We start from the raw sequence: 13,138 nt of genomic DNA on the forward strand, positions 1-13,138 counted from the left end.
TTTTTAAACTTCTCCTATTTTGTCTGCAAGATCATTGATTGTATTTGGTTCTTCGTAAACCAATTCTACGAGCTCTACGCTCTTATTATTCATTTTTAAAATCTTAAAATGATAATTTACAAGATCAAACTCCTGGTTTTCTTCCGGAATATCTGCCAGCTCATGAAGAATGAATCCTGCCAATGTATTGTATTCGCTTTCTTCTGAAAGAGGCAGTTTTTTAGGCAAAAATTCATTTATTTCGTCTAATGGCTGTGTGGCCTGAACCCAGTATGTATTGTCCGCGATTTTATCAACAACCTTATCTTCATCATCCTCTTCATCCTGAATCTCACCTACCAATTCTTCCAAAATATCTTCAAGAGTGATGATTCCTTCAGTTCCACCAAATTCATCAATTACAATGGCAAGGTGTTGCTTTTTCTGCTGGAAAGTTTTCAATAAGTCTGAAATCTTCTTACTGCCAACAACAAAGAACGGGTCACGCATCAATTCATTCAGATCATCATGATTAAGCTCGCCTTTTCTTTTGACAAATTCTCTGATGATCTCTTTTGTATATAAAATACCAGTCACATTATCAATAGAATTCACATAAACCGGAATTCTGGAATACCCGCTTTCCATGATTTTGTTGATAATTTCGTTGACATCTTCCTCAAAATCAATAGATGTAATGTTCTGACGAGGGACCATGATCTGTTTTGCAGAGTGATCCGTAAAATCAAACGCATTTTTAATGATCTCGTAATTCTCCTCTTCAATTTCACCACTGTCAGCACTTTGCTTCACCAAAAGCTGAAGCTCTTCTGTAGAGTGGATTTCCTGCTCGGATGCCGGATGAATTTTAACTAATCTTAAAAATCCGTTTGACATCGAATTCATCAACCAGATAAATGGCTTGAAGATCGTATAGAAAACCCTTAGCGGGATAGCAGTTGCCATCGTTGTCGCTTCGGATTTCCGAATAGCAATTGATTTTGGGATAAGCTCACCAAATACAATATGCATCACCGTGATTAGCACAAAACTGGTGACCACAGAAATCGTGGTAACGGTAGTTTGTGTAAAATCAATATTTAAAGAGTGGAAAGTATTTTCAACAACGTGATGCAATGCGCTTTCTCCTACCCAACCTAAGGCTAGTGAAGCCAATGTAATACCAAGCTGTGTTGCAGAAAGATACTCATCAAGATGCTTGATAATATGCTCTGCCTGTTTTGCCATAGAATTTCCTTCTGCGGCTTTTAACTGGATTTGTGAATAACGAACTTTAACAATTGAAAATTCTGCGGCTACAAAAAAGCCATTAAGTAAAACAAGTAATAAGGCCAACAAAAGCCTGACTATGTCCGAATCCATTTAGAAATAATATAAAATTTATTACTACAAAGATATATAAAATAAAAATAACAAAAAAAGCATCATGGTACCACGATGCTTTAATATTATGTTAAAAATAATTCTTTTATGAATTTTTCAATGCTTCTGCTCCTGAAACGATCTCTAAGATTTCGTTTGTAATAGCAGCCTGTCTTGCTTTATTGTAGAAGATTTTCAGATCATTTCTCAAAGCTTCTGCGTTGTCTGTTGCTTTATGCATGGCAGTCATTCTCGCTCCGTGCTCAGATGCAACTGAATCAAGAATCGCTTTGAAAACCTGAGTTTTAATAGATTTCGGAATCAAGTTTTCTAAGATTTCTGTTCTATTAGGCTCAAAAATATAATCTGTTTCTACCTGGGGTTCCGTAGTTTCAGGCATTGAAATCGGAAGAAGCTGTTCTGTAGTCACTTCCTGAGTAGCAGCATTAACGAATTTATTATAAATTAAATAAACTTCATCAAATTTACCTTCTCTAAAGCTCGTCATTACTCCTTCTGCAACGTTGGAAACCACATCAAAATTCAGGTTATCATACACAGAACTAGCATTGCTATATACCGAACGGTTTCTTCTTACGGCATCAAAAGCTTTTTTACCAACAGGAAGAACTTCAATCTCATATTGAGAATTGTTTTGAAACTGTACATTAAGCTCCTTCACAATTGATGAGTTGAAAGCTCCTGCAAGACCTCTGTTTGAAGTAATAGCGATAAAAAGCACTCTTTTTACTTCTCTTTTCTGAGCGTAAACAGAAATTTGGTCAGGATCTGAGCTAGAATTTACATTCTGGATAAGTTCCTGTAGTTTTTCAGAATAAGGTCTTAACATTACGATGGCATCCTGTGCTTTTTTAAGTTTCGCAGCGGAAACCATTTTCATAGCACGTGTAATCTGCATCGTAGATGAAATTGACGTAATTCTACCTCGTATTTCTTTTAAGTTTGCCATATTTTGGTTAGTTGTTGGTTGTCGGTTGTTGGTTGCTAGTTTTAGAAAATTCTGTCAACTATCAACCAAAAACCATCAACTAATTTTTAGTTATATTTTGAAGCTAAATCGTTAGCAGCCTGCTTAAGAACACCAGTAATTGAATCATCAATTTTTCCAGCTTTGATAGCAGCCATTGTTTCAGGGTGCTTAGATCTTAAAAATGCGATATATTCGATTTGGAATTCTTTTACTTTTCTGATAGGAACGTTTCTCAATAAGTTCTCAGTTCCAGCGTAAATCATCGCCACCTGGCTGTCTACAGGAAGTGGAGAGTTTACCGGCTGCTTAAGGATCTCAACGTTTCTTTCCCCTTTAGAAATAACCGCTAAAGTAGAAGCATCAAGGTCTGAACCGAACTTCGCGAACGCTTCTAGTTCTTTATATTGAGCCTGGTCTAATTTTAACGTACCAGAAACTTTTTTCATTGATTTGATCTGAGCATTACCTCCTACCCTTGATACAGAGATACCCACGTTGATCGCAGGACGTACCCCTGAGTTGAATAGATCAGACTCCAAGAAGATCTGTCCGTCAGTAATAGAGATTACGTTTGTAGGGATATACGCAGAAACGTCACCCGCTTGAGTTTCAATGATTGGAAGTGCTGTTAATGAACCACCACCTTTTACAATTGGTCTTAAAGACTCAGGTAAATCATTCATTTGGCTAGCGATCGTGTCATCAGCGATAACTTTTGCCGCTCTTTCCAATAATCTTGAGTGAAGATAGAAAACGTCTCCTGGATAAGCTTCACGACCCGGTGGTCTTCTCAATAGTAGAGAAAGCTCACGGTACGCAACCGCTTGTTTTGATAAATCATCATAAACGATCAATGCCGGTCTACCAGTGTCTCTGAAGAACTCACCGATAGAAGCTCCTGCCATTGCAGAATATACCTGCATTGGAACCGGATCTGATGCATTAGCCGCAACGATTACCGTATATGCTAAAGCTCCTTTGTCAGAAAGGGTTTTAACGATTTGTGCTACGGTAGAAGCTTTCTGCCCGATAGCAACATATATACAATATACAGGATTTCCTGCTTCAAAAAATTCTTTTTGGTTGATGATCGTATCAATCGCAACAGTAGTTTTACCTGTCTGTCTGTCACCAATGATAAGCTCTCTCTGTCCTCTTCCTACAGGGATCATAGAGTCAATCGCCACGATACCAGTTTGTAAAGGCTCAGTTACCGGCTGTCTGAAAATAACTCCAGGAGCCTTTCTTTCCAATGGCATTTCATATAAATCCCCAGTAATAGGACCTTTACCATCGATAGGGTTACCAAGAGTATCAACTACTCTACCCAACATACCTTCTCCTACTTTGATAGAAGAGATTCTGTTTGTTCTTCTTACTGTATCACCTTCTCTTACTAATTTACTTTCACCTAATAAAGCAACACCTACGTTGTCTTCTTCAAGGTTCAGTACAATACCTTCTACATCACTAGAAAATTTCACCAACTCTCCGTATTGTACGTTTTCTAACCCGTATACACGAGCAATACCATCACCGATGGTTAAAACTGTACCTACTTCCTCAACGTTTGATTGAGTATCGAAGTTGGCCAATTGCTGTTTTAAGATCGCAGATACTTCTGCCGGATTTATTTCTGCCATTGTATGGTTGTTTTTTTCTTAATTTAATTGAAAATCTTTTTTAACCTGATTAAGTTTCGATTTTACAGATGCATCTACCTGCTGGTCTCCTACTCTTAAAATGTAACCTCCTAAAATTTCAGGTTTTACATTTACTATCAAATCGAAGTTTGAGTTTGTATTTACCAGGTTTGTAGATTTTAAAATCTGATCAAGGTTTTCTTTTGAAAGCTGAGTTGCCGTCGTAAGAGTTATTCTCTGTACCCCGTTGATATCTTCAACTTTATTGATGAATTCCTGAGCGATATTTTTCAGTTGGTTTTCTCTACCCTGTCTGATAACCAAAGTGATCAAATTCTGTGAAGAAGCTGATAAACTTTTGAAAATCTCTTTTGCTACCTCTACTTTCTTTTTAGAATCAATGTAAGGGGTCATGAAGAATTTGTTCAAATCCTGAGATTTTTTCATAATCTTCACCACATCTTTCATTTCAGAAAATACAGTAGCCGTTTGCCCTGATTCGTTTGTAAAATCAAGTAAACCTTGTGCGTATCTTTTAGCTACTTTAGATGTAAGCATTATTAGTTAAGGTTAGATTTGTTTAAATAATTTTGAACTAATTCGTTTTGAGCCTCGCTGTTATCAAGCTTTTGTTTCAAGATAGATTCTGCGATGTTTACAGATAAAGCACCGATCTGAGTTTTGATGTCTGCCATTGCAGCATTCTTTTCAGAATTAATTGTCTGTTTAGCTGCTTCAATCATTTTATCTCCTTCAGCTTTAGCAGCATCTTTAGCTTCACCTACGATTCTATCTTTAATTTCTCTGGCTTCTTTAAGGATAGCATCTCTTTCGACTTTAGCCTCACGAATGATTCTTTCGTTATCTTCTTTTAAAGTTTCCATTTCTTTTCTTGCCAATGTAGCTTGATTAAGAGCGTCAACAATAGAAGTTTCTCTGTCGTTTACTGCATTTACGATTGGTTTCCAAGCGTATTTTGCAAGAAGAAACAATAGGATAACAAAAGTAAGGGTCATCCAAAACAAAAGTCCAATTCCAGGTTCTATAATTCCCATATCTGTAATTCTTTTTTAAATGTTATTTTATGGATTGTTTTTTTAAAATTCTTAGCAGCAGCCAACCGCTTCACTGCTAAGAATGCTTTTTTGAGGATAATTACTTGATGAAAGCACCAAAGATAATCGCGATAAGACCAGCACCTTCAATAAGACCAGCAGCAATAAGCATTGCTCCTTGAATCTTACCAGCTTGCTCAGGTTGTCTAGCGATAGCATCCATTGCATGTCCACCGATTTTACCGATACCTAGACCTACACCTAGTACTGCTAAACCGATACCTACGTAAATTAATCCTGCTCCAGTTGATAAATCCATAATAAATAAATTATATTAGTTAAAAATTATTTTAAATTTTGTTTAATTAATGTGCATGCTCTTCGTGACCGTGATCATGCTCTGCAACTGCAATACCAATAAATAATGCTGATAATACAGTAAAGATATATGCTTGTAACGCCGCTACTAATAATTCCAATACGGATACAAATAATGCTAATGGTACAGATGCAAATCCTAAGAAAGGAGATTTGAAAATGAAGATTAATGAAATAATCGCCAAAATCATAATGTGTCCCGCTGTAACGTTAGCAAAAAGTCGCATCATCAAAGCGAAAGGCTTTGTAAAGATCCCAATGATCTCGATTGGAACCATAATAGGATACAATAAGATCGGAACCGGTGGCATAAAGATGTGTTTCCAATAATCTTTATTAGCACTGAATAGTGTAATTAGTAAAGTAATGATTGCTAAAACCGCAGTGATTGCAATATTACCTGTAAGGTTTGCCCCAAAAGGGAAGAACGGAATCAATCCAAATAAGTTGTTAAACCAGATAAAGAAAAATGCTGTTAATAAATAAGGCATATATCTTTTATATTTAACAGACCCAATATTTGGAATAGCTACTTCGTCTCTTATAAATACAATGACAGGCTCCATAACTTTTCCAATACCTTTTGGAAGTTGAGATTTTTTATAGTTTCTTGCCATTCCGATAAATATAATTGCCATAAAAATCACTGACAAGAACATTGAAGCTGCATTTTTAGTCACTGACAAATCAAAAAACACTTCATTTGATTTTTGTTTCCCACTTATAATTGAAAATAAAGTTGCTTTTTCAATTCCTTTCGTAGAAACTACTTGTCCGTGCTCCAAAGTATATCCGTCGTGTTCATGACCATGAGCTATACTGCTGGAAAGAAAAGTATGCCATCCTTCATTATCCTTAATAATTACCGGCAACGGGATAGAAACATGATGCTCTTCACCATTATCATCTTTTGTAGTCCATAAATGCCATTCGTTTGAATCACCAATGTGTTCCATGATCATTTTAGTGGCATTGAAGCTCTCTCCCGCTTCTTTGTGCTCTACTTTTTCAGCCGACTTCTCACCCTCAGATTCGTGTTGTGCAGTAGCTAAACCGCTAATAAACACAAACAAAAATGCGAAAAATAATGAAGAAATTTTTCTGTTCATATCTCTTTTTTAATCGTGTGCAAATATATCGATTTTATTAAACTTTACCAATATTAAAAATTGATTTTTATCATCAAAAAAATCAGGATTTATTAATGAGTTTTATTACAGATAAATATATAAGGAATGAACCAACAATAAAGCAAATAACAATAAAGAGAAAATTATCTCTTGTTTTGTCAATTATTATTAAAGAAATAATCAGCCAAATAATATCTTTAGAAAGATTTGTAGCTAAAAATTTCATTCCGGCGTCCGGTTTACCATATAAATATCTTTTAAATACTATAAATATGATAATATTCAAAAATAATAATAGAAATATAATAATAAAACTATCCCAAAAATTCATTTTGCAAAAATAGAATTATAATTCAGAAACAAAAATCTCAATACCTTATATAATATATATTATTTAAAAATTCCTTATTTTTGCAAACCTATAATTTACAATACATATGTTTAATAGTTTACAGGATAAATTAGACAAGGCGCTTCATAATATTTCGGGACGTGGAAAAATCACGGAAATCAATGTGGCGGAAACCGTAAAAGAGATCCGTAGAGCATTGGTGGATGCCGATGTTAATTATAAAGTTGCCAAAGATCTTACGAAAAGAGTTCAGGATAAAGCGTTGGGACAAAATGTTCTTACTTCGCTTACTCCAGGGCAGTTGATGACAAAAATTGTCCATGATGAATTAGTAGATTTAATGGGAGGTTCCCAGGAAGGAATTAATCTTTCAGGAAAACCATCTGTGATTCTTATTGCAGGTCTTCAGGGTTCCGGTAAGACAACTTTCTCTGGAAAACTGGCTAATTTTTTAAAGACTAAAAGAAATAAAAAACCTCTTTTGGTAGCTTGTGACGTATATCGTCCGGCAGCGATCGACCAGCTAAAAGTACTGGGCGGACAAATCGGGGTTCCTGTTTTCACGGAAGAAGGTTCTACAAATCCTTCTACGATTGCTGAAAACGCAATTAATTTCGCTAAATCAAACGGCCACGATGTGGTGATCGTTGATACGGCGGGTCGTCTTGCGATTGATGAGCAGATGATGAACGAAATTAAATCAGTTCATTATTTCATTAAGCCAAACGAAACTTTATTCGTTGTTGACTCTATGACAGGTCAGGATGCCGTAAATACGGCAAAAGCTTTCAACGAAGCTTTAAATTTTGATGGTGTTGTTTTAACAAAATTAGACGGTGATACCCGTGGTGGAGCTGCATTAACGATTCGTTCGGTGGTTGAAAAGCCGATCAAATTCATTTCTACAGGGGAAAAAATGGAAGCTTTGGATATCTTCTACCCTGAAAGGATGGCAGACAGGATCCTGGGAATGGGAGACGTTGTTTCCTTGGTAGAAAGAGCTCAGGAGCAGTTTGATGAGGAAGAAGCGAAAAAACTTCACAAGAAAATTGCTAAAAATGAGTTTGGTTTTGATGATTTCTTAAAGCAGATTAATCAAATCAAGAAAATGGGTAACATGAAGGATTTGATGGGGATGATTCCTGGGGTTGGAAAGGCAATTAAAGATGTTGAAATCAGCGATGATGCATTTAAGCATATTGAAGCGATCATCTATTCTATGACGCCGGATGAGAGAAGAAGACCTTCTATTATCAATACTCAGAGAAAGCAGAGAATTGCAAAAGGTGCGGGTAGAAAAATTGAAGATGTGAATCAACTAATGAAGCAATTCGACCAAATGGGTAAAATGATGAAGATGATGCAGGGCCCACAAGGAAAGCAGATGATGCAGATGATGAGCAAAATGCCGAATATGCCGGGAATGGGCGGAATGTTTGGAAAATAGAAAAGATATATAAAAAAAAACTCTCAGAAAATTCTGAGAGTTTTTTTTTGAGTTTGCTATTACTTGAATTTATATCCTATTCCAATCTGGAAGAAATTCATCCTCATTTTTTCGTCGGCAACAGGATCTTTAATCATATTAGATAATCCGAAACTATAACGTGCATCTACAAAAAGTCCTTTGTATACGTTATAATCCGCACCTAAAAATAATCCGAACTCAGCAGACTTCAAACCATCATCAAATGATTCTTCCAGGAAGCTTTCTGCTTCATCCAGTAATTGCGGATCCGCTGTACCTCCCGATACATCAATGTTTACTTTAGTACCCGTTTTAATGCTTACAAAAGGTCCAGCATATACTGCAAAATCAGGTGTTGCATAATATCTTGCAGATACAGGAATTACAATTCTGTTTAAATTGAAATTCTCCGTCACGGTAATGCCAGACATTGAAACTTCAGCTTTACCGCCAAGATTAGCGTACTGAACTTCTCCCTGTACAGCAAATTTATTGTTGAATTTATGCTCAACCAAAGCACCCACGTAAAAGCCTGCCTTTGATTTCAGCCCACCGTCTACTCCTTCAAAAGCGTCAAGATCTTCATTAGACGTTAATTTAGATAAGGCAAATCCACCTTTTAATCCGAAAGTTGTCTGTGCATTAGCCGCTGTAAATAATGCTAAAGCTGATGCGAATAGAATTTTTTTCATGATATTAGCTTAAATTTTATAGATTCATTGCTGAACCTTTTTTGTGTTTAACCGTTTAATTATTTATCAGATTTCTGAGCCTTAGCTTTGATGAAATAAGAGAAACCAACATTAACTCCGAAAGTTTTTACGTTTGTTTTAACATCTGTATTCATGTAAGTTTCTTTGTTTGAAAACTGATCGTAAGAAACTCCTAAGTTAACCCCTAAAGACTGAGTTGCCATATAAGTTACCCCTCCTTTTACTTTCCAAGCCAGACCGTCTGTAGTAGTTTCGTCAGATGCAGAAATACCCATAAAATCTGTTTCACCGCTGTTTTTCACTGAAGCATACCCAATTCCAGCTCCTAAGAAAGGAACGAATTTGCTGTCGTTAGTAAAATAATAAGTAGCAGTAGGCATTACAGAAAAGCTGCTTGTTGTAGCTTTGATCCCTTCATACTTTGTTGTAGCAGTAGTGTATCCTAGTTCAATACCAACAGCTAATTTGTTGATTACGAAATATCCTACTGAAGGAGAAACTGAGAATGTAGTTACTTTTGGTCCGTCTGCAGACTCGTCTCCAACTTTAACAGTTGTATTAATGCTGTTGAAACCAGCGCTTGTGTTTCCACTGATTACCCAGTCACCTTTAGTCATCTGAGCGTTTGAAAGTCCGAAAAGTGCAACTGCACCAGCTAGTAATAGTTTTTTCATTTTATTTAATTTTAAAAGTTATGTTATTATTTTAATTTGATTATTTAGCAAAAACATATTTTACCCCGAAAGAAATTGCAGATAGGTTTAAACCAAAATTATAGTTTTTAACATCTGTATTATCTTCGTCTTTATACTTTAAATTCTTGTATCCAAATTCTCCAATTGTGGCTTCGATCGTCCAGTTTTTGTTTAAGAAATAGTCCAAACCTGGTTTTACATTTACACCGATTGAGGTATATTTTCTTTCAACCGATAAAGTCTCCTGTCCCATAGATCCGGACATTCCGTCCACGTATGTTACTAATGCATCATGATTGATTTTTCCAAATTCCATTGGAACTTCCAGTTGTCCGAAGAAGTATAATTTATCTGATAAAGTCCAGTATTTTCTGATGAATGGAGCTACTACAACAGCGTTTGTTTTCCCTGTATAGTCAATAATAGTAGCGAAAGGACCGCTAGAAAGAGTTTGAGTATACTCAGTTTTACTGTTTTTTAATCCTAAACCAGTTCCCACGGCCAAATTTGGTGCTACAAATACAGCTACTGTAGGTATTACTTTAAAATCCTGAGTTTTCTCATTTGTTGTTTTATTCTCCTCCTGAGTATAACTTATCTGTCCGGAAACGTAAAAAGTTCCTGTTTTAATTTGGGCATTAGAAAGTCCGAAAAGCGCAACAGCTCCGGCCAATATTAGTTTTTTCATGGTATAGTTTTTATATGTAGAAAAAGCCCTGAGTAAACTCAGGACTTTATTTTTAATGCTTTTAGCTTAAATTATTTAGCGAAAACATACTTAACTCCGAAAGTAACTGATGATAAGTTCAATCCGAAAGTGTAGTTGTTTGTAGCATCACCATCTTTTGGCTTGTAGTTGTTATAACCAAATTCTCCGATTGTAGCTTCGATAGACCAGTTTTTGTTTAAGAAATAATCTAAACCTGGCTTCACAGTAACACCTACTTGAGTGTATTTAGCTTCAGAAGAATTTGAAGTTGTAGCTGTAGTAGAACCTGTAGTAGCTACAGTAGTGCTTTCAACCTCAGTCTTACCGAACTGCATTGGTACTGCCAATTGTCCGAAGATATATAATTTGTCAGACAAAGTCCAGTATTTTCTTACGAAAGGCTCAACAACAAATGCAGGATTTTTGATGATATCCTCGCTTACAACTGTAGTTCCCGGTAAGAAAGCCGTACTTGTTTCAGTAGTTTTTGAAGTCTGGTATCCTACTCCAACACCAACTGCTAAGTTTGTTCCTACGAAATATCCAACTCTAGGTAATACGTTGAAATCTTCTTTTTTATAGTTACCGTTGTTTGTTTCTTCTTGAGAATACCCTACAGATCCTGAAAGATAAGCAGTTCCTTTAGCGATTTGAGCATTAGATAAACCGAAAAGTGCAACAGCACCAGCTAATAATACTTTTTTCATTTTTTTAAAATTTTAATACTTTCTGAGGGCAAATTTACAGTGATACCACTTAAAATTAAAATTTGTTAACGTGATTAATATCATTGATAAATATTAGCAATTCTCAATAATAAAGTGTATTAAATTAAGCTTTTTGACTTTTTCACAAAATTTCTAATAAAAAAACTCCAATTCTGCAATTGGAGTCAGTTTTATTTGATTTTAAAAAATTTCTTATTTCAAAAAGAAGTTTACTCCGAAATTGACGGCTCCGAAATTATGTCTGCCGTTATCATGCCAATAAGGACCATGATCTTTGTATTTGCTGCTGATGGTTTGGAATCCTAAATACAATTCTGTACTCCTCATCTGATATCCAACTCTTGGCGCCACATACAAACCACTGTTGATATAATCCCTGGTAGAAATAGCCGCTCCCAAATCCAATCCTACGAAAAGAGGAAGTTTAGCAAATTTATATTTTCCTGAAGCCGCAATAGGAATAAAGCCGAAATCATCTACATTATCTTTCCCGAAAAAATGAGAATATCCTGTAGTAACCCCAATGTCCAGACCTTTTGTGATATTCCACATATAAGCAGCATCTATCCCAAGGGTAACGCTTGCTGCATCTGAAGCGTCACCTAGCGGAGCTCCCACATGACCTCCCAATCTAAATCCTTCCTGCGCCTGCATTGCACCTCCTAAAAATGCAAAAGCACCTAGTAATAATAGTTTTTTCATATTTAAAAATTTATACTTGTTTGACAAAATTACTAAAATTTGTCAACATTATTAATACTACTCTTCTTCCTTGTGTTATCAAAGAAATTTATTCATCATTATTTTAGTTTTATATTATTCTTAAAAGTATTTTACCTGAAGATAGCTGCTATCCTTTAAGATAGTATTACAAGTTAAAAGAACTCTTTATCTGTACCTTCGCTTAAAATTATTTAAAAAAAAACATAAATATGAAACGCAGACAATTTATAAAAGGCTCTGCAATAGTAGGTGCTTATACTGCGGTACCGGTATTATTAAAATCAGCCGGGTTGAATGAGGAAAAAGGCAGAAAGATCTATCAGATTCTCAATACACAACAAACAATGGTGGGAGATTTGCCGGTATTACGTGCTTTTGCCGGAGATAAAAACGATTATGTTTCCCCATTTGTATTCTTCGATGAATTTGGCCCTATTGCTGTAAATCCTAATGAAACACCTTTAACCGTTGGAGCTCATCCTCATGCAGGTATCATCCCTACATCATATTTTTTGTCGGGAAACTGTCGTCATCGCGATAGTTTGAATCATGATTTTCATGTTAATCAGGGAGATTTCATGATGTTTACATCCGGAAGAGGAGCAATTCACAGAGAAGAAACGGGGGAAATGATGTTTCAGCATGGCGGAATTTATCACGGTTTTCAGATATGGCTCAACCTTCCTTCAAAATACAAGTTCATTGATCCTACAACCCATGTATTCAGCAAGGATAAAATGGCAGAGATCGAGCATAAGGATTATACTGCAAAAATTGTAATGGGTGAACTTTTCGGGGCTAAATCACAAGTTGAAACTCTGTTTCCGGTTTTTTACTATCATATTAAATTGAAACCAAATACGAAATTAAGCATTCCCACCGATCCCACACACAACGCTTTTATTTATGTAATCAACGGAAGCCTTGAGGCGGAAGGAAGAAAAGAAATTAAAGCCAATCAGGTAGTACTTTATGAAAGAGGAGAAAGTATGGTAAATATTTTCAGTGCCGGGGAAACGGAAATATTAATGCTTGGCGGAAGGCCTCATAACGAAGAGGTATACGCTTACGGGCCATTTGTAATGAACACTGAAGATGAAATCAGAAGATGTATCGCGGATTACAACGCCGGGAAAATGGGTGATCCTGATATTATTGACGCTGCAGGAAGAAACAGATTGTAGTCCAAAA

The 13,138-nt window shown here is 35.9% G+C and carries 14 protein-coding genes; 2 read left to right on the top strand and 12 right to left on the bottom strand.

Features of this window, described 5'->3' with window-relative positions:
- Positions 1 to 3 precede the first annotated feature (3 nt).
- The 7 genes from ATE47_RS08075 to atpB all read right to left on the bottom strand — a co-directional run bounded on the left by ATE47_RS08075 (position 4) and on the right by atpB (position 6,538).
- Entirely contained in the window at positions 4 to 1,362 is a 1,359-nt protein-coding gene (locus tag ATE47_RS08075; protein ID WP_062161486.1) for a hemolysin family protein, read from the bottom strand.
- 106 nt (positions 1,363 to 1,468) lie between these two features.
- The gene (gene atpG, locus ATE47_RS08080) at positions 1,469 to 2,332 is read right to left on the bottom strand and encodes an ATP synthase F1 subunit gamma (RefSeq protein WP_062161487.1); all 864 of its coding nucleotides are present in this window, start codon (positions 2,330 to 2,332) and stop codon (positions 1,469 to 1,471) included.
- A gap of 86 nt (positions 2,333 to 2,418) precedes the next feature.
- The gene (atpA, locus tag ATE47_RS08085; RefSeq protein WP_062161488.1) at positions 2,419 to 3,996 is read right to left on the bottom strand and encodes a F0F1 ATP synthase subunit alpha; all 1,578 of its coding nucleotides are present in this window, start codon (positions 3,994 to 3,996) and stop codon (positions 2,419 to 2,421) included.
- 18 nt (positions 3,997 to 4,014) lie between these two features.
- Positions 4,015 to 4,554: an ATP synthase F1 subunit delta gene (gene atpH, locus ATE47_RS08090; RefSeq protein WP_062161489.1), complete on the bottom strand. Its 540-nt coding sequence runs from the start codon at positions 4,552 to 4,554 to the stop codon at positions 4,015 to 4,017.
- 2 nt (positions 4,555 to 4,556) lie between these two features.
- The gene (locus ATE47_RS08095) at positions 4,557 to 5,051 is read right to left on the bottom strand and encodes a F0F1 ATP synthase subunit B (RefSeq protein ID WP_062161490.1); all 495 of its coding nucleotides are present in this window, start codon (positions 5,049 to 5,051) and stop codon (positions 4,557 to 4,559) included.
- 100 nt (positions 5,052 to 5,151) lie between these two features.
- Positions 5,152 to 5,370 (bottom strand): ATP synthase F0 subunit C, encoded by a 219-nt coding sequence (locus tag ATE47_RS08100; protein WP_007844726.1) that lies wholly within the window; start codon positions 5,368 to 5,370, stop codon positions 5,152 to 5,154.
- 46 nt (positions 5,371 to 5,416) lie between these two features.
- Positions 5,417 to 6,538: a F0F1 ATP synthase subunit A gene (gene atpB / locus ATE47_RS08105; protein ID WP_062161491.1), complete on the bottom strand. Its 1,122-nt coding sequence runs from the start codon at positions 6,536 to 6,538 to the stop codon at positions 5,417 to 5,419.
- A gap of 458 nt (positions 6,539 to 6,996) precedes the next feature.
- On the opposite strand from atpB, the gene ffh reads away from it, so the two are divergent.
- A complete protein-coding gene (gene ffh / locus ATE47_RS08115; protein WP_062161493.1) occupies positions 6,997 to 8,358 on the top strand; it encodes a signal recognition particle protein in 1,362 nt (453 codons plus the stop codon).
- Positions 8,359 to 8,417: 59 nt separating this feature from the next.
- Here the strand turns inward: ffh and ATE47_RS08120 are convergent, their stop codons facing one another.
- The 5 genes from ATE47_RS08120 to ATE47_RS08140 form a co-directional block, all read right to left on the bottom strand.
- On the bottom strand, positions 8,418 to 9,071 hold the full coding sequence (locus ATE47_RS08120) for a porin family protein (RefSeq protein ID WP_062161494.1): 654 nt from the start codon (positions 9,069 to 9,071) through the stop codon (positions 8,418 to 8,420).
- 59 nt (positions 9,072 to 9,130) lie between these two features.
- Complete coding sequence (locus ATE47_RS08125) at positions 9,131 to 9,766, bottom strand: OmpW family outer membrane protein (RefSeq protein WP_062161495.1); 636 nt, start codon at positions 9,764 to 9,766, stop codon at positions 9,131 to 9,133.
- Between the two features lie 40 nt (positions 9,767 to 9,806).
- On the bottom strand, positions 9,807 to 10,475 hold the full coding sequence (locus tag ATE47_RS08130) for an outer membrane beta-barrel protein (protein WP_062161496.1): 669 nt from the start codon (positions 10,473 to 10,475) through the stop codon (positions 9,807 to 9,809).
- A 71-nt stretch (positions 10,476 to 10,546) separates the two neighbouring features.
- Entirely contained in the window at positions 10,547 to 11,203 is a 657-nt protein-coding gene (locus ATE47_RS08135) for an outer membrane beta-barrel protein (RefSeq protein ID WP_062161497.1), read from the bottom strand.
- A 213-nt stretch (positions 11,204 to 11,416) separates the two neighbouring features.
- Positions 11,417 to 11,926, bottom strand: a complete 510-nt coding sequence (locus ATE47_RS08140) for a hypothetical protein (RefSeq protein WP_062161498.1) — start codon at positions 11,924 to 11,926, stop codon at positions 11,417 to 11,419.
- A gap of 230 nt (positions 11,927 to 12,156) precedes the next feature.
- Between ATE47_RS08140 and ATE47_RS08145 the strand changes: the two genes are divergently transcribed.
- On the top strand, positions 12,157 to 13,131 hold the full coding sequence (locus ATE47_RS08145) for a pirin family protein (protein WP_062161499.1): 975 nt from the start codon (positions 12,157 to 12,159) through the stop codon (positions 13,129 to 13,131).
- Positions 13,132 to 13,138: the final 7 nt, after the last annotated feature.

It is taken from the genome of Chryseobacterium sp. IHB B 17019 (genome assembly GCF_001456155.1).
In the GTDB taxonomy this organism is placed as follows: Bacteria; Bacteroidota; Bacteroidia; order Flavobacteriales; family Weeksellaceae; genus Chryseobacterium.

Excerpts from the sequence above, each read along its gene's own strand:
- ATE47_RS08140 (WP_062161498.1), bottom strand. The coding sequence starts at position 11,926 with ATGAAAAAACTATTATTACTAGGTGCTTTTGCATTTTTAGGAGGTGCA.
- ATE47_RS08130 (WP_062161496.1), bottom strand. The coding sequence starts at position 10,475 with ATGAAAAAACTAATATTGGCCGGAGCTGTTGCGCTTTTCGGACTTTCT.
- ATE47_RS08075 (WP_062161486.1), bottom strand. The coding sequence starts at position 1,362 with ATGGATTCGGACATAGTCAGGCTTTTGTTGGCCTTATTACTTGTTTTA.
- ffh (WP_062161493.1), top strand. The coding sequence starts at position 6,997 with ATGTTTAATAGTTTACAGGATAAATTAGACAAGGCGCTTCATAATATT.
- ATE47_RS08135 (WP_062161497.1), bottom strand. The coding sequence starts at position 11,203 with ATGAAAAAAGTATTATTAGCTGGTGCTGTTGCACTTTTCGGTTTATCT.
- ATE47_RS08095 (WP_062161490.1), bottom strand. The coding sequence starts at position 5,051 with ATGGGAATTATAGAACCTGGAATTGGACTTTTGTTTTGGATGACCCTT.
- ATE47_RS08145 (WP_062161499.1), top strand. The coding sequence starts at position 12,157 with ATGAAACGCAGACAATTTATAAAAGGCTCTGCAATAGTAGGTGCTTAT.
- ATE47_RS08100 (WP_007844726.1), bottom strand. The coding sequence starts at position 5,370 with ATGGATTTATCAACTGGAGCAGGATTAATTTACGTAGGTATCGGTTTA.
- ATE47_RS08120 (WP_062161494.1), bottom strand. The coding sequence starts at position 9,071 with ATGAAAAAAATTCTATTCGCATCAGCTTTAGCATTATTTACAGCGGCT.
- atpH (WP_062161489.1), bottom strand. The coding sequence starts at position 4,554 with ATGCTTACATCTAAAGTAGCTAAAAGATACGCACAAGGTTTACTTGAT.
- atpB (WP_062161491.1), bottom strand. The coding sequence starts at position 6,538 with ATGAACAGAAAAATTTCTTCATTATTTTTCGCATTTTTGTTTGTGTTT.
- atpA (WP_062161488.1), bottom strand. The coding sequence starts at position 3,996 with ATGGCAGAAATAAATCCGGCAGAAGTATCTGCGATCTTAAAACAGCAA.
- ATE47_RS08125 (WP_062161495.1), bottom strand. The coding sequence starts at position 9,766 with ATGAAAAAACTATTACTAGCTGGTGCAGTTGCACTTTTCGGACTTTCA.
- atpG (WP_062161487.1), bottom strand. The coding sequence starts at position 2,332 with ATGGCAAACTTAAAAGAAATACGAGGTAGAATTACGTCAATTTCATCT.